17 protein-coding genes and 1 other annotated feature are annotated in these 18,265 nt (G+C 54.6%); of the genes, 11 read left to right on the top strand and 6 right to left on the bottom strand.

Going from position 1 to position 18,265, the window contains the following annotated elements; all coding sequences use genetic code 11:
• Positions 1-149 precede the first annotated feature (149 nt).
• On the bottom strand, positions 150-3,299 hold the full coding sequence (locus ACPUC8_RS21110) for a multidrug efflux RND transporter permease subunit AcrB (protein WP_058972245.1): 3,150 nt from the start codon (positions 3,297-3,299) through the stop codon (positions 150-152).
• Positions 3,300-3,316: 17 nt separating this feature from the next.
• Positions 3,317-4,507 carry an efflux RND transporter periplasmic adaptor subunit gene (locus ACPUC8_RS21105; RefSeq protein WP_058972244.1) on the bottom strand — a complete coding sequence of 397 codons (1,191 nt, stop codon included), beginning with the start codon at positions 4,505-4,507 and terminating at the stop codon, positions 3,317-3,319.
• A 142-nt stretch (positions 4,508-4,649) separates the two neighbouring features.
• Here ACPUC8_RS21105 and acrR point away from each other — a divergent pair, with 142 nt between their 5' ends.
• Entirely contained in the window at positions 4,650-5,288 is a 639-nt protein-coding gene (gene acrR, locus ACPUC8_RS21100) for a multidrug efflux transporter transcriptional repressor AcrR (protein ID WP_039330092.1), read from the top strand.
• Between the two features lie 57 nt (positions 5,289-5,345).
• On the opposite strand, the gene rsmS is transcribed toward acrR, so the two are convergent.
• Genes rsmS through priC form a run of 3 tightly spaced genes read right to left on the bottom strand, consistent with a single transcriptional unit; the run spans position 5,346 to position 6,313 of the window.
• Positions 5,346-5,495 carry a pleiotropic regulatory protein RsmS gene (gene rsmS / locus ACPUC8_RS21095; RefSeq protein WP_064511454.1) on the bottom strand — a complete coding sequence of 50 codons (150 nt, stop codon included), beginning with the start codon at positions 5,493-5,495 and terminating at the stop codon, positions 5,346-5,348.
• 8 nt (positions 5,496-5,503) lie between these two features.
• Positions 5,504-5,749: a GlsB/YeaQ/YmgE family stress response membrane protein gene (locus ACPUC8_RS21090; RefSeq protein ID WP_039330093.1), complete on the bottom strand. Its 246-nt coding sequence runs from the start codon at positions 5,747-5,749 to the stop codon at positions 5,504-5,506.
• A 51-nt stretch (positions 5,750-5,800) separates the two neighbouring features.
• Positions 5,801-6,313 (bottom strand): primosomal replication protein PriC, encoded by a 513-nt coding sequence (gene priC, locus ACPUC8_RS21085; protein ID WP_494927261.1) that lies wholly within the window; start codon positions 6,311-6,313, stop codon positions 5,801-5,803.
• Between the two features lie 57 nt (positions 6,314-6,370).
• On the opposite strand from priC, the gene ACPUC8_RS21080 reads away from it, so the two are divergent.
• The 6 genes from ACPUC8_RS21080 (at position 6,371) to htpG (ending at position 12,742) form a co-directional block, all read left to right on the top strand.
• On the top strand, positions 6,371-6,751 hold the full coding sequence (locus ACPUC8_RS21080) for a DUF454 family protein (RefSeq protein ID WP_494927260.1): 381 nt from the start codon (positions 6,371-6,373) through the stop codon (positions 6,749-6,751).
• Positions 6,752-6,904: 153 nt separating this feature from the next.
• A complete protein-coding gene (gene apt, locus ACPUC8_RS21075) occupies positions 6,905-7,456 on the top strand; it encodes an adenine phosphoribosyltransferase (RefSeq protein ID WP_039330096.1) in 552 nt (183 codons plus the stop codon).
• Positions 7,457-7,742: 286 nt separating this feature from the next.
• A complete protein-coding gene (dnaX, locus tag ACPUC8_RS21070) occupies positions 7,743-9,722 on the top strand; it encodes a DNA polymerase III subunit gamma/tau (protein WP_494927259.1) in 1,980 nt (659 codons plus the stop codon).
• Positions 9,064-9,125: a sequence feature (DnaX frameshifting element), on the top strand. Its footprint overlaps the gene before it by 62 nt.
• 52 nt (positions 9,723-9,774) lie before the next feature.
• Positions 9,775-10,104: a YbaB/EbfC family nucleoid-associated protein gene (locus ACPUC8_RS21065; RefSeq protein WP_031377860.1), complete on the top strand. Its 330-nt coding sequence runs from the start codon at positions 9,775-9,777 to the stop codon at positions 10,102-10,104.
• Entirely contained in the window at positions 10,104-10,709 is a 606-nt protein-coding gene (gene recR, locus ACPUC8_RS21060) for a recombination mediator RecR (protein ID WP_007886897.1), read from the top strand. The genes ACPUC8_RS21065 and recR overlap by 1 nt, the downstream gene beginning before the upstream one ends.
• A gap of 158 nt (positions 10,710-10,867) precedes the next feature.
• Positions 10,868-12,742, top strand: coding sequence for a molecular chaperone HtpG (gene htpG / locus ACPUC8_RS21055; protein ID WP_039330105.1), 1,875 nt, complete (start codon positions 10,868-10,870; stop codon positions 12,740-12,742).
• Positions 12,743-12,846: 104 nt separating this feature from the next.
• Here htpG and ACPUC8_RS21050 read toward each other — a convergent pair whose 3' ends face one another.
• Positions 12,847-13,716 (bottom strand): LysR substrate-binding domain-containing protein, encoded by an 870-nt coding sequence (locus ACPUC8_RS21050; RefSeq protein WP_039330099.1) that lies wholly within the window; start codon positions 13,714-13,716, stop codon positions 12,847-12,849.
• A gap of 190 nt (positions 13,717-13,906) precedes the next feature.
• Here ACPUC8_RS21050 and ACPUC8_RS21045 point away from each other — a divergent pair, with 190 nt between their 5' ends.
• From ACPUC8_RS21045 to ACPUC8_RS21030, 4 genes are all read left to right on the top strand, one after another.
• Complete coding sequence (locus ACPUC8_RS21045) at positions 13,907-14,737, top strand: DUF6024 family protein (protein ID WP_039330100.1); 831 nt, start codon at positions 13,907-13,909, stop codon at positions 14,735-14,737.
• A 152-nt stretch (positions 14,738-14,889) separates the two neighbouring features.
• On the top strand, positions 14,890-15,534 hold the full coding sequence (gene adk / locus ACPUC8_RS21040; protein WP_039330101.1) for an adenylate kinase: 645 nt from the start codon (positions 14,890-14,892) through the stop codon (positions 15,532-15,534).
• Between the two features lie 191 nt (positions 15,535-15,725).
• The gene (gene hemH, locus ACPUC8_RS21035; RefSeq protein WP_039330102.1) at positions 15,726-16,685 is read left to right on the top strand and encodes a ferrochelatase; all 960 of its coding nucleotides are present in this window, start codon (positions 15,726-15,728) and stop codon (positions 16,683-16,685) included.
• Between the two features lie 57 nt (positions 16,686-16,742).
• Positions 16,743-18,044 (top strand): inosine/guanosine kinase, encoded by a 1,302-nt coding sequence (locus tag ACPUC8_RS21030; RefSeq protein WP_039330103.1) that lies wholly within the window; start codon positions 16,743-16,745, stop codon positions 18,042-18,044.
• The last annotated feature ends 221 nt before the right edge of the window (positions 18,045-18,265 follow it).

Genomic DNA, 18,265 nt, shown 5'->3' with positions numbered 1-18,265 from the left:
ACTGTGGTCTCATGTAATGTTATACTATAACAATAATATGAACCTGCAGAGAATTGATTGCAACCGTGATTGCAGTATGGGTATTCATCAGGCAGGAGAGCGCAGCAATAAAAAAGGCCGCTTACGCGGCCTTTTCAACAGGTTAAAACTTAGTGCTTGTGTTCGACCGGATGGCCTTGTTCGATATCCGCTTTGTTCTTACCGAAGCGGCGACGCACCACCACGAAGAACACCGGAACGAAGAAGATGGCCAATGCTGTTGCCGTGACCATACCGCCCATTACGCCGGTACCGACGGCGTTCTGTGCTCCAGAACCGGCACCGGTGCTGATCGCCAGCGGCAGTACACCGAGGATAAAGGCCAGTGAGGTCATCAGAATTGGACGCAGACGCATACGCGCGGCTTCCAGCGTTGACTCCACCAATCCTTTCCCTTCCTTCTCCATCAAATCCTTAGCGAATTCAACGATCAGGATGGCGTTCTTCGCCGACAAGCCGATAGTGGTTAACAGCCCCACCACGAAGTAGACGTCGTTACTGAGTCCGCGCAAGGTGGTGAAGATCAACGCACCGACCACACCGAGCGGTACCACCAGCATAACCGAGAACGGAATCGACCAGCTCTCATACAGCGCCGCCAGACACAGGAACACCACAATCAGCGAGATGGCATACAGGGCAGGGGCCTGGTTACCGGACAGACGTTCCTGATAGGACATACCGGTCCAGTCATAGCCAATTCCGGCAGGCAGTTTACCTGCCAGCTCTTCCATCAGGTTCATGGCATCACCGGAACTCTTGCCTGGTGCAGCCTGGCCGAGGATTTCCATTGATGGCAAGCCGTTATAGCGCTCCAGACGTGGCGAACCGTACTGCCACTTCGCCGAAGAGAAGGCGGAGAACGGCACCATGGTGCCTGAGCTGTTACGCACGAACCATTTGCTGATGTCGTCTGGCAGCATGCGCGAGTCGGCTTGGCCCATCACGTACACTTTCTTCACACGACCGCGGTCGATAAAGTCGTTAACGTAAGAACCACCCCAACCGGCGCCCAGCGTGGTGTTGATGTCAGACAGCGACACACCTAATGCCTGTGCTTTTTCCTGATCGATAATCAGTTTGTACTGTGGGGTATCTTCCATACCGTTCGGACGCACGCCCACCAACGTATCCGGATGTTGGGCAATCATGCCAAACAACTGGTTACGCGCGGCGGTCAACTTCTCGTGCCCCAGGTTACCCTGGTCAGTCAGCATAAAGTCGAAGCCGGTGGCGTTACCCAGTTCGATAATCGCTGGCAGGTTGAACGGGAAGACCATCGCATCTTTAATCTGACCCAGCGCTTTCATTGCACGTCCCGCAATCGCAGGCACTTTCAGACTGGCGTCACCACGCTCATCCCAAGGCTTGAGGCTGACGAACGCAATACCGGTGTTTTGACCACGACCGGCAAAGCCGAAGCCGTTAACGGTAAACACCGAGTTAACGCTGTCTTTCTCTTTATTGAGGAAGTAATCCGTGACTTGATCCAGCACTTTCTGGGTACGTTCCTGGGTTGCACCAGCAGGCAACTGTGCCTGCGCCAGTAACAGACCCTGATCCTCTTCCGGCAGGAACGAGGTAGGCAGTTTCAGGAACAGGTACGCCATACCGACCACGATCACCAGATAGATCACCAGATAGCGACCGGTGCTGCGAACGATATGACCTACGCTATCAACATAGTGGTTGGTGCTCTTATCGAACAGACGGTTAAACCAGCCGAAGAAACCGGTGGTTTTACCGTGATCGCCTTTCTTAACCGGTTTCAGCATGGTGGCACAGAGTGCTGGCGTCAGAATCAACGCCACCAGGACTGACAGCGCCATGGCCGAAACGATAGTGATTGAGAACTGGCGATAGATAACACCGGTTGAACCGCCGAAGAAGGCCATCGGGATAAATACCGCTGACAGCACCAAGGCGATACCGACCAATGCACCCTGAATCTGCTCCATCGAACGCTTGGTGGCTTCTTTAGGCGGTAAGCCCTCTTCGACCATTACGCGCTCAACGTTCTCGACCACCACGATGGCATCATCCACCAGCAAGCCGATGGCGAGCACCATCCCGAACATCGTCAGGGTGTTTATCGAGTAACCGAAGGCGCTGATGATGGCAAAAGTACCCAACAGAACGACCGGCACGGCGATGGTTGGAATCAAGGTCGCGCGGAAGTTCTGCAGGAACAGATACATCACCAGGAACACCAGCACAATCGCTTCAAACAGCGTTTTCACCACTTCGAAGATGGAGATCTTCACAAATGGCGTGGTGTCATACGGATAAACGGTTTTCATACCGGCAGGGAAGAAGGGCTGCAGTTTAGCCAGCTCATCTTTCACCGCTTTGGCGGTATCCAGTGCGTTCGCACCAGTGGCCAGCTTAATACCGATACCGGATGCAGGTTTACCGTTGTAACGTGCGATGATCTCGTAGTTCTCACCACCCAATTCGATCTTCGCGACGTCACGCAGGCGCACCTGTGAGCCATCCTGATTAACCTTCAGCAAGATATTACCGAACTCATCCGTGGATGTCAGACGTGTCTGCGCAATGATCGAGGCGTTCAACTGCTGGCCCGGAACCGGCGGCGTACCCCCTAACTGGCCTGCAGCAATCTGGGTGTTCTGGGTCTGCAACGCACTGATGACATCAACCGGTGTCAGTTGATAGTTATTCAGCTTGTGCGGATCAAGCCAGATACGCATCGCATATTGCGCACCAAATACCTGAGTATCACCGACGCCAGGCGTACGGCTGATCGGGTCTTTGATGTTAGAGGCAACATAGTCAGAGATGTCATTCTGCGTCATGTTGTCGTTATCGCTAACAAAACCGGCCACCATCAAGAAGCTGCTAGAGGATTTTTTTACCTGAATCCCCTGTTGCTGAACTTCTTGCGGCAGTAACGGCATCGCCAGTTGCAGTTTGTTCTGCACCTGAACCTGCGCGATATCGGCATCAGTGCCCGACTGGAACGTCAACGTCAGCGTCAGGGTACCTGACGAGTCACTGCTCGACGCCATGTACATCAGGCCATCGATGCCGTTCATGTTTTGTTCGATAACCTGGGTTACCGAATCCTGCAGCGTTTTCGCATCCGCACCCGGATAAGTCGCCTGAATTTCAACTGCCGGTGGCGCAACATTGGGATATTGCTCAATCGGTAAGTTGATAATTGCTAAAGTACCCGCCAGCATGATGATGATGGCGAGCACCCAGGCAAAAATGGGGCGATCAATAAAGAACTTAGCCATGTATCAGTGGCTCCTGTTTAGGACGATGATTTAGCAGACTGTGTTTCCGGTGCTGCTTTGGCATCATCTTTGACTTCTTGTGGTGTCACCTGCGCACCTGGCTTGGCACGCTGAAGACCGACGGTGATCACGCGATCGCCTTCTTTCAGGCCATCCGTCACCAGCCATTTGTCACCAAATGCCTGATTCGCCGTAATATTACGCACTTCAACTTTGTTATCTGCGCCCACGACCATCGCCGTTGCCTGACCGGTTGGGGTGCGAGTCACACCTTGCTGCGGAACCAGCAGTGCGGTGGGGTTAGTCCCTTCATCCAGACGCGCACGCACAAACATACCTGGCAGCAGGCGGTGGTCCGGGTTCGGGAAGATGGCACGCAGCGTGATCGAGCCAGTGGTTTCATCCACGGTCACATCAGAGAATTCCAATGTGCCTGGTTGAGTGTATGCGCTACCGTTTTGCATTAGCAGGGTGACGTTGGCTTTTCCGTCATTCTGCTTCAGCTGACCTGACTCCAGTTCTGCGCGCAAACGCAGGAAATCATCACTGGATTGGGTCACATCGACATACATCGGATCAAGCTGTTGCACGGTCGCCAGGGCAGTGGTTTGTCCGCTGGAAACTAAAGCACCTTCAGTGACTGAAGATTTACCAATGCGTCCGCTGATAGGCGAGGTCACTTTGGTATAGGCCAGATTGATACGTGCGGTCTCAACATTCGCTTGTGCAGCCTGAACAGCAGCGGCAGTCTGTGCAGCGGTTGCGGCGGCGGTGTCATAGTCCTGCTGGCTGATGTACTTGGTACCCAGCAGCGGCTTATAACGCTTGATGGTTAACTGCGCGACGTGCGCGTTGGCTTGTGCCTGCGCTAAATCGCCTTTGGCGCTGTCGTAAGCGGCCTGATAGGTAGCGGGATCGATCTGATACAGGGAAACGCCTGCTTTGATATCCGTACCTTCCTCAAAATTACGCTTCAGAATAATGCCTGAGACCTGAGGGCGCACTTCTGCCACTCGGAAAGCCGACGTACGGCCAGGCAATTCGGTAGTGATCTTCAAGGGCTCGTTTTTTAACGTCACAACACCCACTTCTGGGGGCTGCTGCTGGGCGGCTTGCTGGGATTTATTATCATCACATCCTGTTAACACAAAGCTGCCTGAAAGCATCAGGACGGCCGCCAGAGGGGCTAATCCTCTGTTTTTATTCATAAATAAACCTCTAGTGTCCGATATCAAATGATCAATGGATCACAAACCGATAAACCCATTGCTGCGTTAAAACACGGGTCGTGCTATGGTACATACATTCACAAATGTATGTAAACTTGCCAGTTTGTAAAAAAAGTCCTCTATGGCACGAAAAACCAAAGCGCAAGCACTTGAAACTCGGCATCAAATTCTGGATGCCGCTTTAGCACACTTCTCTGAACACGGTGTGGCTGCCACATCCCTGGCAGATATCGCAACAGCGGCCGGCGTAACGCGCGGTGCTATTTACTGGCATTTTAAAAATAAAGCCGATCTCTTGCATGAAATCTGGCTGCGTTGTGACGCTGGGCTTGATGATGTGGAACTTGAGTATCAGACAAAATACCCGGGCGATCCACTTTCTGTTATCCGTTCGATGTTGATCTATATCCTTGAAGCCACAGCAAAGGATCCACAAAGACGCGCATTAATGGAGATTATCTTCCATAAATGTGAATTTGTTGGCGAAATGTCGACGTTACAGGATATGCGTCAAAGTTTACTGTTGGAGTGTTACGACCGAATTGAATTAGTGCTACGTGAATGTATTGAAGTCGGGCAGTTACCGGCCGGTCTGAATACGCTGCAGTCAGCTCGGCTGATGTGCGGATACATTAATGGCATGATGGAAAACTGGCTGTTCAACCCGCAGGCATTTGATTTGGCTGCGGATGCGCCGCAGCTGGTGGATGCCTTTATCGATATGCTGCGGTTGAGTTCAACGCTTTCAACTCCCCGTTGATGGGCTGGATTCGGTGTCGTCGCGACGGCCTTCAGGCCGCCATCGGATCAGGCGCGCTTAATTTTCTGCTGCCAGCTTCTGTTGATAATCACGCTGTACAATCGCCAGAGCCGCCAGCACGGTAGCGGTTGGCACCTGGTTCTCTTCCAGCAGTTGAATTAAATCCACCGCCAGTTTGATCTCGTCTGATGCTGTTTCCAGTGACATTCTCTCTCCTAAATGCGTAATTTTGCCGCCACCAGCAGCATCAATATTGATCCAATCAGCGCCACAGCAAAGCCCGCAGGATGCAGGGTGCCCAGATCGCCGGTGGTAAAGTAAGTCGCTATATAGCCACCGATAAGTGCGCCGATCACCGCCAATACCAGCGTCGGCACAAAGCCGCCAGGCCGACCGGGAAACATCATGCGTTTTAAACCGCCAGCGGCAATGCCAATCGCAACCCAGAAGATAAGCGTCATGATTTTCCTCCTTTTATCGTTAGGAAAAGTATAGAGGAAAGCGGATGCTGATTATCGTGTTGAGGATGACAATTCCAGTTTATGCAGCGCCGAACGACAACGTGCCAGACGCTCGTGCAGCACTTCAACTTCACGAATGAGTTGCTGCTGCACGCTCAGCGTCTCGGCTTTAGCCAGATGTTGTTCACGCTGTTGAATCATCGCTAATAGCCGGGTTTCATAGCCCAGATACTCTTCACGCTTCTGCTGGCGCGGATCGACGCGTGGACGTTCTCGTGAGGTGCGTAGCTGTTGGCTTTGGCATTCACGCTGTAACGCGGCAATCTGGTCCAGCACCTTCTCCGCCAGCCATTGGCGACGAGCAACATCGGTTTCCACCGCGAACAGTTGCGCGACATTTTGTTCCAGCTCAAGAAGATAGTCGGCTAAACGTGTACCTTTACACCGGAATAACTGTGCGTCGAAACGCGGCTGACGGCATGCACCATCGCGCTGCTGCGCAATCTGCTGGCGCAGTTTGTCGACAAGGGTAAGTAAGCGCTGTTGTGCGGGCGGTTGGGGCATCACTCTGATTCCGACTGTGTTAACGTAGCGCAGTTCCGATTTTATCAGGCATCAGGCATGCAGCGAATTTTACTCATCAGCCTCGGTTGGCTAGCGATTGTGCTGGGTACGCTGGGCATTGTATTACCTTTACTGCCCACCACGCCATTTGTGTTGCTGGCGGCATGGTGTTTTGCCCGTTCCTCGCCGCGCTTTCATCACTGGCTGCTGTGGCGCTCACCGTTTGGCCGTTACATTCGCCACTGGCAACAGCATCGCGCGATGCCGCCGGGCGCGAAAGGCCGCGCCATGTTGCTGATTATCGTCACCTTTGCCGTCTCTATCTATGTCGTCAACATGTTGTGGGTGCGGATTGTGCTCGGTGTCATGTTGTGCGCGCTGTTACTGTTTATGTGGCGCATTCCGGTAGTGGCAGAAAATGCTGACACGCGCGAATAAGCGCGTCAGGGTTGCATTTAACCGGGTATTTGCATAGATTTGGGCATCTTCGTGCGTGGCTTCCCTGTTTAAATGTCTTCGCTTAACCCGGTCTCCGGGTATTGGCGCTGTCAGAAGCTACGCGTATTAGATATTTTTCCAGGCGTAACACTTATGACCGCAACTGCTCAGCAGCTTGAACTCATCAAAAACAGCATCAAAAGCATTCCTGACTACCCTAAGCCGGGCATCCTGTTCCGCGACGTCACCAGTTTGATGGAAGACCCTCAGGCGTATGCCGCATCGATCGCCATCCTGGTTGAGCGCTATCGCGACAAAGGCATCACTAAAGTGGTGGGTACGGAAGCGCGTGGCTTCCTGTTTGGTGCACCTGTCGCGTTAGGTTTAGGCGTGGGTTTTGTGCCGGTACGTAAGCCAGGCAAACTGCCGCGTGAGACCTTCAGTGAAAGCTATGAGCTGGAGTACGGCTCTGATGCGCTTGAGTTGCATAAAGACGCGATCAAGCCAGGTGATGTGGTGCTGGTGGTTGACGATCTGCTGGCGACCGGCGGTACGCTGGAAGCCACGGTTAAGCTGATCCGCCGTGCCGGTGGTGAAGTGAAAGATGCCGCCTTCGTGATCAATTTGTTCGATCTGAGCGGTGAAGCACGCCTGACGGCGATGGGTATCGACTGCTTCAGCCTCGTGAATTTCCCCGGCCACTAAGGCCCGTGCGCCGCTCCTGTAGCGGCGCCATTCATTGCGCCCCCCTTATCAATGCACTGTGGTACATCCCGCGATAAATCGCGTCGCTACCGAAGATACGCCCTTGCCAATGTGACTTCAGCGCAAAGTATGTCGGGTATAGGCATATCCTGTTGTGGCTGTTAGACTACTGCCCATATAAACAGGGTTTTGCGAAGCTGCATTTTCCCCCTTTGTCTGTGGCGGAACCCGGTTCACTTAGCCGCACCGCTGTGCCAACTCAATAAAATCCAGTGATTGAATCCACATGAGCTATCAGGTACTTGCGCGAAAATGGCGTCCCCAGGCTTTCGCTGACGTAGTCGGTCAGGAACATGTGCTGACTGCGCTGGCCAACGGGCTGTCACTGGGACGAATCCATCATGCTTATCTCTTTTCCGGTACTCGCGGCGTAGGGAAGACCTCGATCGCGCGTCTGCTGGCGAAAGGCCTTAACTGCGAAACCGGCATCACCTCCACGCCTTGTGGTCAATGCGACAACTGCCGTGAAATCGAGCAGGGTCGTTTTGTCGATCTGATTGAGATCGACGCCGCTTCACGCACCAAAGTCGAAGACACGCGCGATCTGCTGGATAACGTGCAGTACGCACCGGCGCGTGGGCGTTTCAAGGTTTACCTGATCGATGAAGTGCACATGCTATCGCGTCACAGCTTCAACGCACTGTTGAAAACGCTGGAAGAGCCGCCTTCGCACGTTAAATTCCTGCTGGCGACTACCGATCCGCAAAAGCTGCCGGTTACTATTCTGTCGCGCTGTCTGCAATTCCATCTGAAAGCACTGGATGTTGAACAAATTCAACAGCAGTTAGCGCACGTGTTGCAGCAGGAGCAGATTGCCGCCGAGCCGCGCGCACTGCATCTGCTGGCGCGTGCCGCAGACGGCAGTATGCGCGATGCGCTCAGCCTGACCGACCAGGCGATTGCCATGGGGCAGGGCAGCGTGACGCGTGAAACCGTGGCGCAGATGCTGGGCACGCTGGATGATGAGCAGCCGCTGGCGTTGATTGAAGCTTTGGTTGATGGCCAAGGCGAGCAGGTGATGGCGCTACTGAACCAGGCGGCCTCGCGTGGTGTTGAGTGGGAAGCGCTGCTGGTGGAGATGCTGCGTCTGCTGCACCGCGTGGCGATGGTGCAACTTTTGCCGAGTTCGCTGGGCGAAGATGACCTTAATCAGGCACAGCGCCTGCGCGACTTAGCCCGCGTCTTACCGCCGGCCGATGTTCAGCTCTATTACCAGACCCTGCTGATGGGACGTAAAGACCTGCCGCTGGCGCCGGATCGTCGTTTAGGCGTCGAGATGACGCTGCTGCGTGCGCTGGCTTTCCACCCACAGGCCACCATTGCCGAACCGGTCGCCCGCCCCAGCTTGATTCCGCAGGCCGCGCCACAAGCGCCCGTTGCGCCATCGGCTCAGGCCGCGAAAGCCGCCCCTGCTGCACAGCCGCAGATGGCACCGCCTGTGCACGATGCGCCACCCATGGCCGATGACTACCCGGATATGCCTCCGGCACCCGAACATTTGTCTGACTCCACCAGTCAGCTACTTCAGGCGCGAACGCAGTTGCTGCGTCAGGGAGCCGGCAAAGCAAAAAAGAGTGAGCCGGCAGCGCGTTCCGCGCGGCCGGCGAATCCGGCGCTGGAACGTCTCGCCAGTGTCACTGAACGTGTGCAGCAGCGCGCTACAGAACCGGCAGTGAAAACCCCGGCCAAACCGGAAGCCTATCGCTGGAAAGCACAGCAGACGGTGGAAGTGAAAGCTGAGCCGGTCGCTACGCCAAAAGCCTTGCGTTCCGCGCTGGAGCATGAGAAAACGCCTGAGCTGGCGCTGCGTCTGGCAGAAGAAGCCCAGCAGCGCGATGCCTGGGCAGCAGAAATTGCCGCACTGACGCTGCCCAAACTGGTGCAGCAAGTGGCGTTAAATTCGTGGAAGGAAGTGGGCGAAACCAGCGTCACACTGCATCTGCGCAGCAGTCAGCGCCATCTGAATTCGGCGTCTGCCAGGCAGGCGCTGGCCGAGGCGCTCAGTCAGTCAGCCGGTCAAACGGTTGAACTGACCATCGTTGAAGACGATAATCCCGCGGTATTGACGCCACTGGAATGGCGTCAGGCCATTTATGAAGAGAAGCTGGTGCAGGCGCGCCAGTCGATCGAAAGCGATACTCATATTCAGACCCTGCGTCGATTCTTCGATGCCGATCTGGATGAAGAGAGTATTCGACCCGTTTGAACACCCGCTGTCGCAGCTTGTTTGCGTGCAGCCCCAGCAGAGAGAGAAGACTATGTTTGGTAAAGGCGGATTGGGCAACCTGATGAAGCAGGCCCAGCAGATGCAAGACAAAATGGCCAAAGTTCAGGAAGAGATCGCCGCGCTGGAAGTGACCGGTGAATCAGGTGCTGGCTTGGTGAAAGTGACCATCAATGGCGCACACAACTGCCGCCGTGTCGAAGTCGATCCTAGCTTGCTGGAAGATGACAAAGACATGCTGGAAGATTTGATCGCAGCTGCGTTTAACGATGCGGCACGTCGCATCGACGAAACGCAGAAAGAGAAGATGGCGTCAGTCTCTTCTGGCATGCAGCTGCCACCTGGCTTCAAGATGCCGTTCTGATGCAAACCAGTCCACTGCTTGAATCTTTGATGGAGTCACTGCGCTGCCTGCCGGGTGTTGGCCCGAAGTCGGCGCAGCGCATGGCTTTTCAGCTGTTGCAGCGCGATCGTAGCGGTGGCATGCGTCTGGCGCAGGCGTTGACCCGTGCCATGTCGGAAATCGGCCACTGCGCCGATTGCCGCACCTTCACCGAGCAGGAAATCTGCACCATTTGCGCCAATCCTCGTCGTCAACAAAACGGTCAGATTTGCGTGGTGGAAAGCCCTGCCGATATCCACGCCATTGAGCAGACCGGCCAGTTTGGCGGCCGCTACTTTGTGCTGATGGGCCATTTGTCACCCTTGGATGGCATTGGTCCGCAGGACATTGGCCTGGATCGGCTGGAGCAGCGGCTGGAGCGTGAAACCCTGACGGAAGTCATCCTCGCCACCAACCCGACGGTGGAAGGGGAAGCCACAGCTAACTACATCGCTGAACTGTGCGGACAATATGGCGTTGATGCCAGCCGCATCGCGCACGGTGTGCCAGTGGGCGGTGAGTTGGAAATGGTCGATGGCACCACGCTGTCGCACTCGCTTGCCGGACGTCACAAGATTAAATTCTAATCACTTGCCGATGTCTTCACGGACATCGGCTTGAATTTCTCCTCATCATCCCCATTTCCTTCTCAACCTATACCCAAAATAATTCAAGATGCAGCCAAAGCGCCTGCGGCTTGAAGTATGAAGGGGGTATGATCAACCCTGATTTAGTTGAGGTAGCAATGACCATGAAAGGACAAGAGACGCGTGGCTTCCAGTCAGAGGTAAAACAACTTCTGCACCTGATGATCCACTCCCTCTATTCAAACAAAGAGATTTTCCTGCGTGAGCTGATCTCCAACGCCTCCGATGCCGCCGACAAATTGCGCTTCCGCGCACTGTCTACGCCAGATCTGTATGAAGGTGATGGCGACCTGCGCGTGCGTATCTCGGTCGATAAGGACAATCGCACTCTGACCCTGAGCGACAACGGCATCGGTATGCGTCGTGATGAGGTGATTGAGAACCTCGGCACCATTGCTAAATCGGGCACCAAAGCGTTCCTCGAATCCATGGGCTCCGATCAGGCGAAAGACAGCCAGTTGATCGGCCAGTTTGGCGTGGGCTTCTACTCTGCCTTCATCGTGGCCGATAAAGTTACTGTGCGCACCCGTGCTGCCGGTGCTAAAGCCGATGAAGCGGTGTTCTGGGAGTCAGCGGGTGAGGGTGAATATACCCTGGCTGAAATCGAGAAGGCCGATCGCGGTACCGAAATTACGCTGCACTTCCGCGCAGGCGAGGATGATTTCCTTGATGCATGGCGCGTGCGTAATGTGATCAGCAAATACTCCGATCACATCGCCTTGCCGGTTGAAATCGAAACCAAAGACGAAGAGAACGACACCACCACCTGGGAGAAGATCAACAAAGCTCAGGCGCTGTGGACGCGTAACAAGTCAGAAATCAGCGATGAAGAGTACAACGAGTTCTACAAACACATCGCCCATGATTTCAGCGACCCGGCGATCTGGAGCCACAACCGCGTAGAAGGTAAGCAGGAGTACACCAGCCTGCTGTATATTCCGCAGCGTGCGCCGTTCGACATGTTCAACCGCGACAGCAAGCACGGCCTGAAACTCTACGTGCAGCGCGTATTTATCATGGACGATGCCGAGCAGTTCATGCCGAACTATCTGCGCTTCGTGCGTGGCCTGATCGATTCCAACGATCTGCCGCTCAACGTCTCCCGTGAAATCCTGCAGGATAGCCGCGTGACACAAAGCCTGCGAGCCGCGCTGACCAAGCGTAGCCTGCAGATGCTGGAAAAACTGGCAAAGGATGATGCTGAGAAATATCAGCAGTTCTGGAAAGAGTTCGGTCTGGTGCTGAAAGAGGGTCCAGCAGAAGACAACACCAACCAGCAGGCGATTGCCAAGCTGCTGCGTTTTGCCACTACTCAGAGTGAAGGCGCAGAGCAGACTATTTCGCTCGAAGATTACCTGAGCCGTATGGTGGAAGGGCAGGAGAAGATTTACTACATCACCGCGGACAGCTATGCCGCCGCGAAGAGCAGCCCGCATCTGGAACTGTTCCGCAAAAAAGGCATCGAGGTATTGCTGCTGTCCGATCGTATCGACGAGTGGATGATGAGCTACCTGACCGAGTTCGACGGCAAGTCCTTCCAGTCTGTGAGCAAGGCGGATGAATCGCTGAGCAAACTGGCGGATGAAGAGACCGAAGAGCAGAAAGAAGCGGAAAAAGCGCTGGAGCCCTTTGTTGAGCGTGTGAAAACGTTGCTCGGCGAGCGCGTGAAAGAGGTGCGTCTGACGCATCGTCTGACCGACACCCCAGCGATTGTCACCACTGATGCCAATGAAATGACGACTCAGATGGCGAAGCTGTTTGCGGCGGCGGGTCAGGAAGTGCCGGATGTGAAGTACATCTTCGAGATCAACCCCGAGCATACGCTGGTGAAACGTGTGGCGGATACCCACGATGAGGCGCACTTTGCTGAATGGGTTGAGCTGTTGCTGGATCAGGCGTTGCTGGCAGAACGCGGCACGCTGGACGATCCGAACCAGTTTATACGTCGTATGAACCAGCTACTGACGGCGTAATCGGGCGCGATGCTTGACCAGGTCGGCATGAATGCCGACCCTACACAAGCCAGTGCGTTTGGTATGAAATGAATTCGTAGGGTCGTCATTTATGACGACCTTTTTTAATGCAGTGCCTGGTCCCGCAACCAATCCCGGAACAAGGTGATCTCGGCATCATGCTGCCGCGACAGCTTGGTCATCATCCAGGTGGCACGATCCGCGCGCACAAAGCCTAAAGGCGCAATCAGCGTCCCGTCACTCAACTCCTGCCTTACCAGCAAACGCGGTGCCATGATCACACCCAAGCCATTTCTCGCCGCCTGAATCCCTAACGTCAGATTATCGAAATGCTTACCAACCCAAAAATTGCCGCGAGCACCGCTGGTTTTCGCCCATTCCGCCCAGGCGTGCAGGCGCGTATCGGCATGCAGCAACGGCAGCGAAGCCAAATCCTGCTCGCTTTGAAAACGTGCTGCGAACTGAGGCGCACAGAGCGGACCAATGTAATCATCGCTGATCAGCGTGGCATCGATATCCTCATCCGGCGTTTGCTCATAGCTGAGAATCAGCAAATCGGTATGCTCGCTGCGCAGATGGTCGATTTCGCCCAGCGGCTGAAACTGGACTTCGATATCCGGATAGCGTTGATAAAAACTGCTAATACGTGGGATCAGCCATTGCGCGAGGAAACTCGGTGCGCAAGAGACGCTGAGGTGATGGCGCATGCCGGTGCGAATACTTTCGCAGGTCGTCGAGAGTTCACTAAAGGCTTTCTGACAACTCACCAGCAAACGTTCGCCGTGTGAGGTTAATTTGACACGTCCATTGGTGCGCACAAACAGAGGCTTACCCATCCAGCTTTCCAGCTGTCGAATCTGATGACTGATGGCGCTATGAGTCACATGCAGACGCTCGGCCGCAACGCTGAAACTGCTGTGCAGGGCTGCCTGGTGAAAATAGTGCAGTGCACGTAACGACGGAAGCGCGGTCATACTCATCCCCTGTGTAAAAACCTAACAGGGATTGTCAGTTTATATCATTTTAATGTCCAGCCGCATTGGCCTAACCTTTCCCCCAGATTCTGGCGGGTTGACGGAAGGCCTTCTCTGTGTTTAACGCGGCTAATGTGCCCCTCAATTCGCGACCACACACAGCATCATAATAATAGAGAAACCTCTCGCGATGGATCACCAACATGCTACTGCCAGGGCGGCGGCAGCGCGCGATCGACTTCGCGGCTTGCTATCCCGTCATTACCGGCTGGAAAATTACGACCTCTTTTTTGCACCCTCTCTGCATATTGCACGGGTGCTGCTCTCACAGCTATTCCTGCGTCAGGAACAGGCACGCAACCAAACACGCTATGCCTCGCACTATCCCGTTAGCGAACTCAGCGTACTGCCTTCATTACCCATGATGGCCGGCAATATCGCCTTTATTGAGCACGTAGATATGCAACAGGGCCGCGTGCGAACACTGGCTGAGTGCCAAAGCCAGGGCGTGACGGATGCATCCGAATCCTTTGCTACCTTGCTACACAAACGTTTAGTGAGCGATGCGCGTTTGTTTGTGACGCGTCTTGACCGCCACGCGGCATTGAGCAGTGACCTGGTGCTTATCGCCCTGAAAACCAACGATTTCAGTACGCTGGTACGCAGTGAGCTGCGCTTGTTCGAGCAGGGACTGGCGTTTGGTGAGGCGTTGGATCAGGCGCTGATATTAATGGAAAATAGCGACTGGCGGCCGTTTAACATCGCAAGCGTGGATAACATCACACTTGATGCCCCCGTTGAGCTGCAATCGATTCAGCAACACGGGCTGCCGTTCGCGCTGTTCCCGCTACCTGCAGGCCTGAAGCTGGCCGAATTACCGCAGGATATGCAGCTGTTGCCGACTCAGCAGCGTCTGCGGTTGCATGCCAGCGTACGCGGCAGCGTCAATAAGAACCAAAATATGACGCCGACACTGAAAAAACGCCTAAAAGAAGTGTTAAGCCTTAGCCGCAATTCCTAAAAATGGGCGCTCCGCTGGTGTTGGCTGTCAAAGCAGGTCAAAGTGAAACCTTTCATCGGAAGCGCGCCCGTTTCCTTGTGGTGCGCGGGTCATAATGGTATGTTCTTGGCCTTCTCAGATTGATCAATGCGATTCGCAAGGGGAATTACGCAATGCGTATTATTCTGCTCGGGGCACCGGGCGCAGGTAAAGGCACTCAGGCTCAATTCATCATGGAGAAATACGGTATTCCGCAAATCTCCACCGGTGACATGTTGCGTGCGGCAGTAAAAGCAGGCACCGAACTGGGCCAACAGGCGAAAGCCATCATGGATGCCGGTAAACTGGTGACTGACGAGCTGGTGATTGCGCTGGTTAAAGAGCGTATCGCGCAGGAAGACTGCAAAAACGGTTTCCTGCTCGATGGCTTCCCACGCACTATCCCGCAGGCTGACGCCATGAAAGAAGCAGGCATCAACGTGGATTTCGTGCTGGAGTTTGCTGTACCGGACGAACTGATTGTGGATCGTATTGTGGGACGTCGCGTACATACGCCGTCTGGCCGCGTTTATCACGTCACTTACAACCCACCCAAAGTGGAAGGTAAAGACGATGTGACCGGCGAAGAGCTGACCACGCGTAAAGACGACCAGGAAGAAACCGTGCGTAAGCGTCTGGTGGAATACCATCAGCTGACTGCACCGCTGATTGCTTACTACAGCAAAGAAGCAGCAGACGGTAACACCCAGTATCACAAGATCGATGGCACCCGTAAGGTTGCTGAAGTGAGCACGCAACTGGCCGGTATTCTCGGTTAACCCGACATACTTCAATGTGCAGGCGCGTTGGCTGCTCTCGTTTGCCACCTTCCTGCCATTTGAATGATTAAGGGTTGTGCTATAAAGGGTCGGTTGTCCGGCCCTTTTGCAGCAATTGCTTTCCCCTCCCACGATTTCCGCTACAATTTCCCTCGATTTTGACCCATTCGTTTCGACATCAAGGAAATACAATGAGGCAAGAAAAGCCCGGGGTTTTGCTGGTTAATTTAGGCACACCAGATGCACCCACTACACCAGCTGTTAAGCGCTACCTGAAACAATTCCTTGGCGACCCGCGCGTGGTGGATACGCCACGTTGGTTGTGGTGGCCGATCCTGAATTTTGCCATCCTGCCGTTCCGATCGCCGCGCGTCTCCAAACTCTACGCGTCCGTCTGGATGGAAGAGGGCTCGCCGCTGATGGTGTTCAGTAAACGTCAGCGAGATGCGCTCGCGCAGCGGCTGGATATGCCGGTTGAGTTGGGGATGAGCTACGGCCAACCGAGTCTTGACGGTGCGGTGCAGCGTTTGCTGGCGCAGGGCGTCACACAACTGATTGTGCTGCCGCTCTATCCGCAGTTCTCCTGCTCCACGGTCGCTGCAGTGTGGGATGGCCTGGCCGCCAGCTTCAAACCGCTGCGTTCGTTGCCAAGCGTTGCCTTTATCCGCGATTATGCAGAGCATCCTGCCTACATCGCGGCACTGAAAGCCTCGGTAGAGCGCTCCTTTGCGCTGCACGGCGAACCGGATCTGTTGGTGCTCTCTTATCATGGCATTCCGCAGCGCTTTGCGGACGAAGGCGATGATTATCCGCTGCGTTGTAAAGACACCACGGATGCGCTGGCCGCCGCGTTGGGCATTGCGCCGCATAAAATCATGATGACGTTCCAGTCACGCTTTGGCCGTGAGCCGTGGTTAACGCCGTACACCGACGAAACCATGCAAGGTTTGCCAGCCAAAGGCATCAAGCATGTGCAGGTAATGAGTCCAGGGTTTGCCGCAGACTGTCTGGAAACACTGGAAGAGATCAGCGAGCAGAACTGTGAGTTCTTCCTGCATGCGGGCGGCGAGAAGTTTGAATATATTCCTGCGCTCAACGCCGATGACGAGCACATCGAGATGATGGTACAACTGGTTAACGCACGCCGATAAAGTGATGACAGAGAGTGTGATATCATTCTCTGTCAGATTTCCCTTACGGCAGCCACGATGAAATTTCCCGGCAAACGCAAATCCAAACACTATTTCCCCGTCAACGCGCGCGACCCGCTGCTGCAAGCCACGCCTCAAGAGCAGGAAGAGGGCAGTTGGGTGGCCGGTATCGACCAAACGCTGGTGGATATTGAGGCTAAAGTCGATGACGCTTTCTTACAGCGCTATGGCTTGAGCGCCGGTCATTCACTGGTGATTGACGATGCCACCGCCGAAGCCTTGTATGACGAACTGATGCGTGAAGGGCTGATCAGCCATCAATTTGCCGGTGGCACCATCGGCAATACGCTACACAACTACTCTGTTCTCGCGGACGATCGTTCGGTGCTGCTTGGCGTGATGTGTAATAACATCCAGATTGGTGGCTACGCCTATCGCTATCTGTGCAATACCTCCAGCCGTATGGATCTCAATTATTTGCAAGGCGTCGATGGCGCGATTGGCCGCTGCTTTACGCTGATTGGCGAGCAGGGCGAACGCACCTTTGCCATTAGCCCCGGCTTGATGAACCAACTCAAGGCTGACAGCATTCCAGAAGCGATGATTGCCGGTGCTTCAGCACTGGTACTGACCTCATATCTGGTGCGTTGCCAACCCGGCGAACCGATGCCTGACGCGACGCTGCGCGCCATTGAATACGCGAAAAAGTATAACGTGCCGGTGGTGTTGACGCTGGGCACCAAATACGTGATTCAGGATAACCCTGAGTTCTGGCGTGATTTCCTGCGTGACCACATTTCGATTGTGGCGATGAACGAAGAAGAGGCCTTTGCCTTAACCGGTGAACAGGATCCGCTGCTGGCATCGAACATGGCGCTGGATTGGGTGGATCTGGTGCTGTGTACCGCCGGACCAACCGGCTTGTATATGGCGGGTTTCACCGAGGAAGCATTCAAGCGTAAAACCAACCATCCGCTGCTGCCGGGAGCGATTGCCGAGTTCAACCAGTATGAATTCAGCCGTGCGATGCGACACCAGGATTGCCAGCAGCCATTGCGTATTTTCTCGCATATAGCGCCTTACATGGGCGGACCCGAGAAGATCATGAACACCAACGGTGCGGGTGATGGTGCGTTAGCGGCGCTGCTGCACGATATCACCGCCAACAATTTCCATCGCCAGAAAGTCCCGAACTCCAGCAAGCATGCGCGCGAATATCTCACTTATTCGTCGCTGGCGCAGGTATGTAAGTATGCGAACCGGGTGAGTTATCAGGTGCTTAATCAGCACTCTCCACGCCTGACGCGCGGCCTGCCGGAAAGGGAAGACAGTTTAGAAGAGTCGTATTGGGATCGATAATGAAACCGGTGCGCATCAATGCGCACCCTTCGTGATTGAATTTCCAGGGTCGCCATTTATGGCGTAATGCTTGTCAGTTAAGGACTCAGGCTGCTTATTGATAAGTGGCCTGTCTTTTCTGTGCGGGCTCTGCCGCCTCTGCTGCCCCCTCTGGGCCGTCCTCGCGCCGCTAAAGCGGTACCTTCGACTTCCACGTCGTGCCGGACGGACCGTTCGCGGAT

The organism is Pantoea sp. CFCC18177 (assembly GCF_059412425.1).
This window is presented reverse-complemented; position numbering and strand designations above follow the sequence as displayed.

Bases quoted from the DNA above. Each gene is read 5' to 3' on its own strand.
- ACPUC8_RS21030 (WP_039330103.1), top strand. From the start codon at position 16,743: ATGAAATTTCCCGGCAAACGCAAATCCAAACACTATTTCCCCGTCAAC.
- ACPUC8_RS21080 (WP_494927260.1), top strand. From the start codon at position 6,371: ATGCAGCGAATTTTACTCATCAGCCTCGGTTGGCTAGCGATTGTGCTG.
- htpG (WP_039330105.1), top strand. From the start codon at position 10,868: ATGACCATGAAAGGACAAGAGACGCGTGGCTTCCAGTCAGAGGTAAAA.
- recR (WP_007886897.1), top strand. From the start codon at position 10,104: ATGCAAACCAGTCCACTGCTTGAATCTTTGATGGAGTCACTGCGCTGC.
- ACPUC8_RS21045 (WP_039330100.1), top strand. From the start codon at position 13,907: ATGGATCACCAACATGCTACTGCCAGGGCGGCGGCAGCGCGCGATCGA.
- acrR (WP_039330092.1), top strand. From the start codon at position 4,650: ATGGCACGAAAAACCAAAGCGCAAGCACTTGAAACTCGGCATCAAATT.
- adk (WP_039330101.1), top strand. From the start codon at position 14,890: ATGCGTATTATTCTGCTCGGGGCACCGGGCGCAGGTAAAGGCACTCAG.
- ACPUC8_RS21105 (WP_058972244.1), bottom strand. From the start codon at position 4,507: ATGAATAAAAACAGAGGATTAGCCCCTCTGGCGGCCGTCCTGATGCTT.
- apt (WP_039330096.1), top strand. From the start codon at position 6,905: ATGACCGCAACTGCTCAGCAGCTTGAACTCATCAAAAACAGCATCAAA.
- ACPUC8_RS21110 (WP_058972245.1), bottom strand. From the start codon at position 3,299: ATGGCTAAGTTCTTTATTGATCGCCCCATTTTTGCCTGGGTGCTCGCC.
- dnaX (WP_494927259.1), top strand. From the start codon at position 7,743: ATGAGCTATCAGGTACTTGCGCGAAAATGGCGTCCCCAGGCTTTCGCT.
- ACPUC8_RS21050 (WP_039330099.1), bottom strand. From the start codon at position 13,716: ATGACCGCGCTTCCGTCGTTACGTGCACTGCACTATTTTCACCAGGCA.
- ACPUC8_RS21090 (WP_039330093.1), bottom strand. From the start codon at position 5,749: ATGACGCTTATCTTCTGGGTTGCGATTGGCATTGCCGCTGGCGGTTTA.
- priC (WP_494927261.1), bottom strand. From the start codon at position 6,313: ATGCCCCAACCGCCCGCACAACAGCGCTTACTTACCCTTGTCGACAAA.
- rsmS (WP_064511454.1), bottom strand. From the start codon at position 5,495: ATGTCACTGGAAACAGCATCAGACGAGATCAAACTGGCGGTGGATTTA.
- ACPUC8_RS21065 (WP_031377860.1), top strand. From the start codon at position 9,775: ATGTTTGGTAAAGGCGGATTGGGCAACCTGATGAAGCAGGCCCAGCAG.
- hemH (WP_039330102.1), top strand. From the start codon at position 15,726: ATGAGGCAAGAAAAGCCCGGGGTTTTGCTGGTTAATTTAGGCACACCA.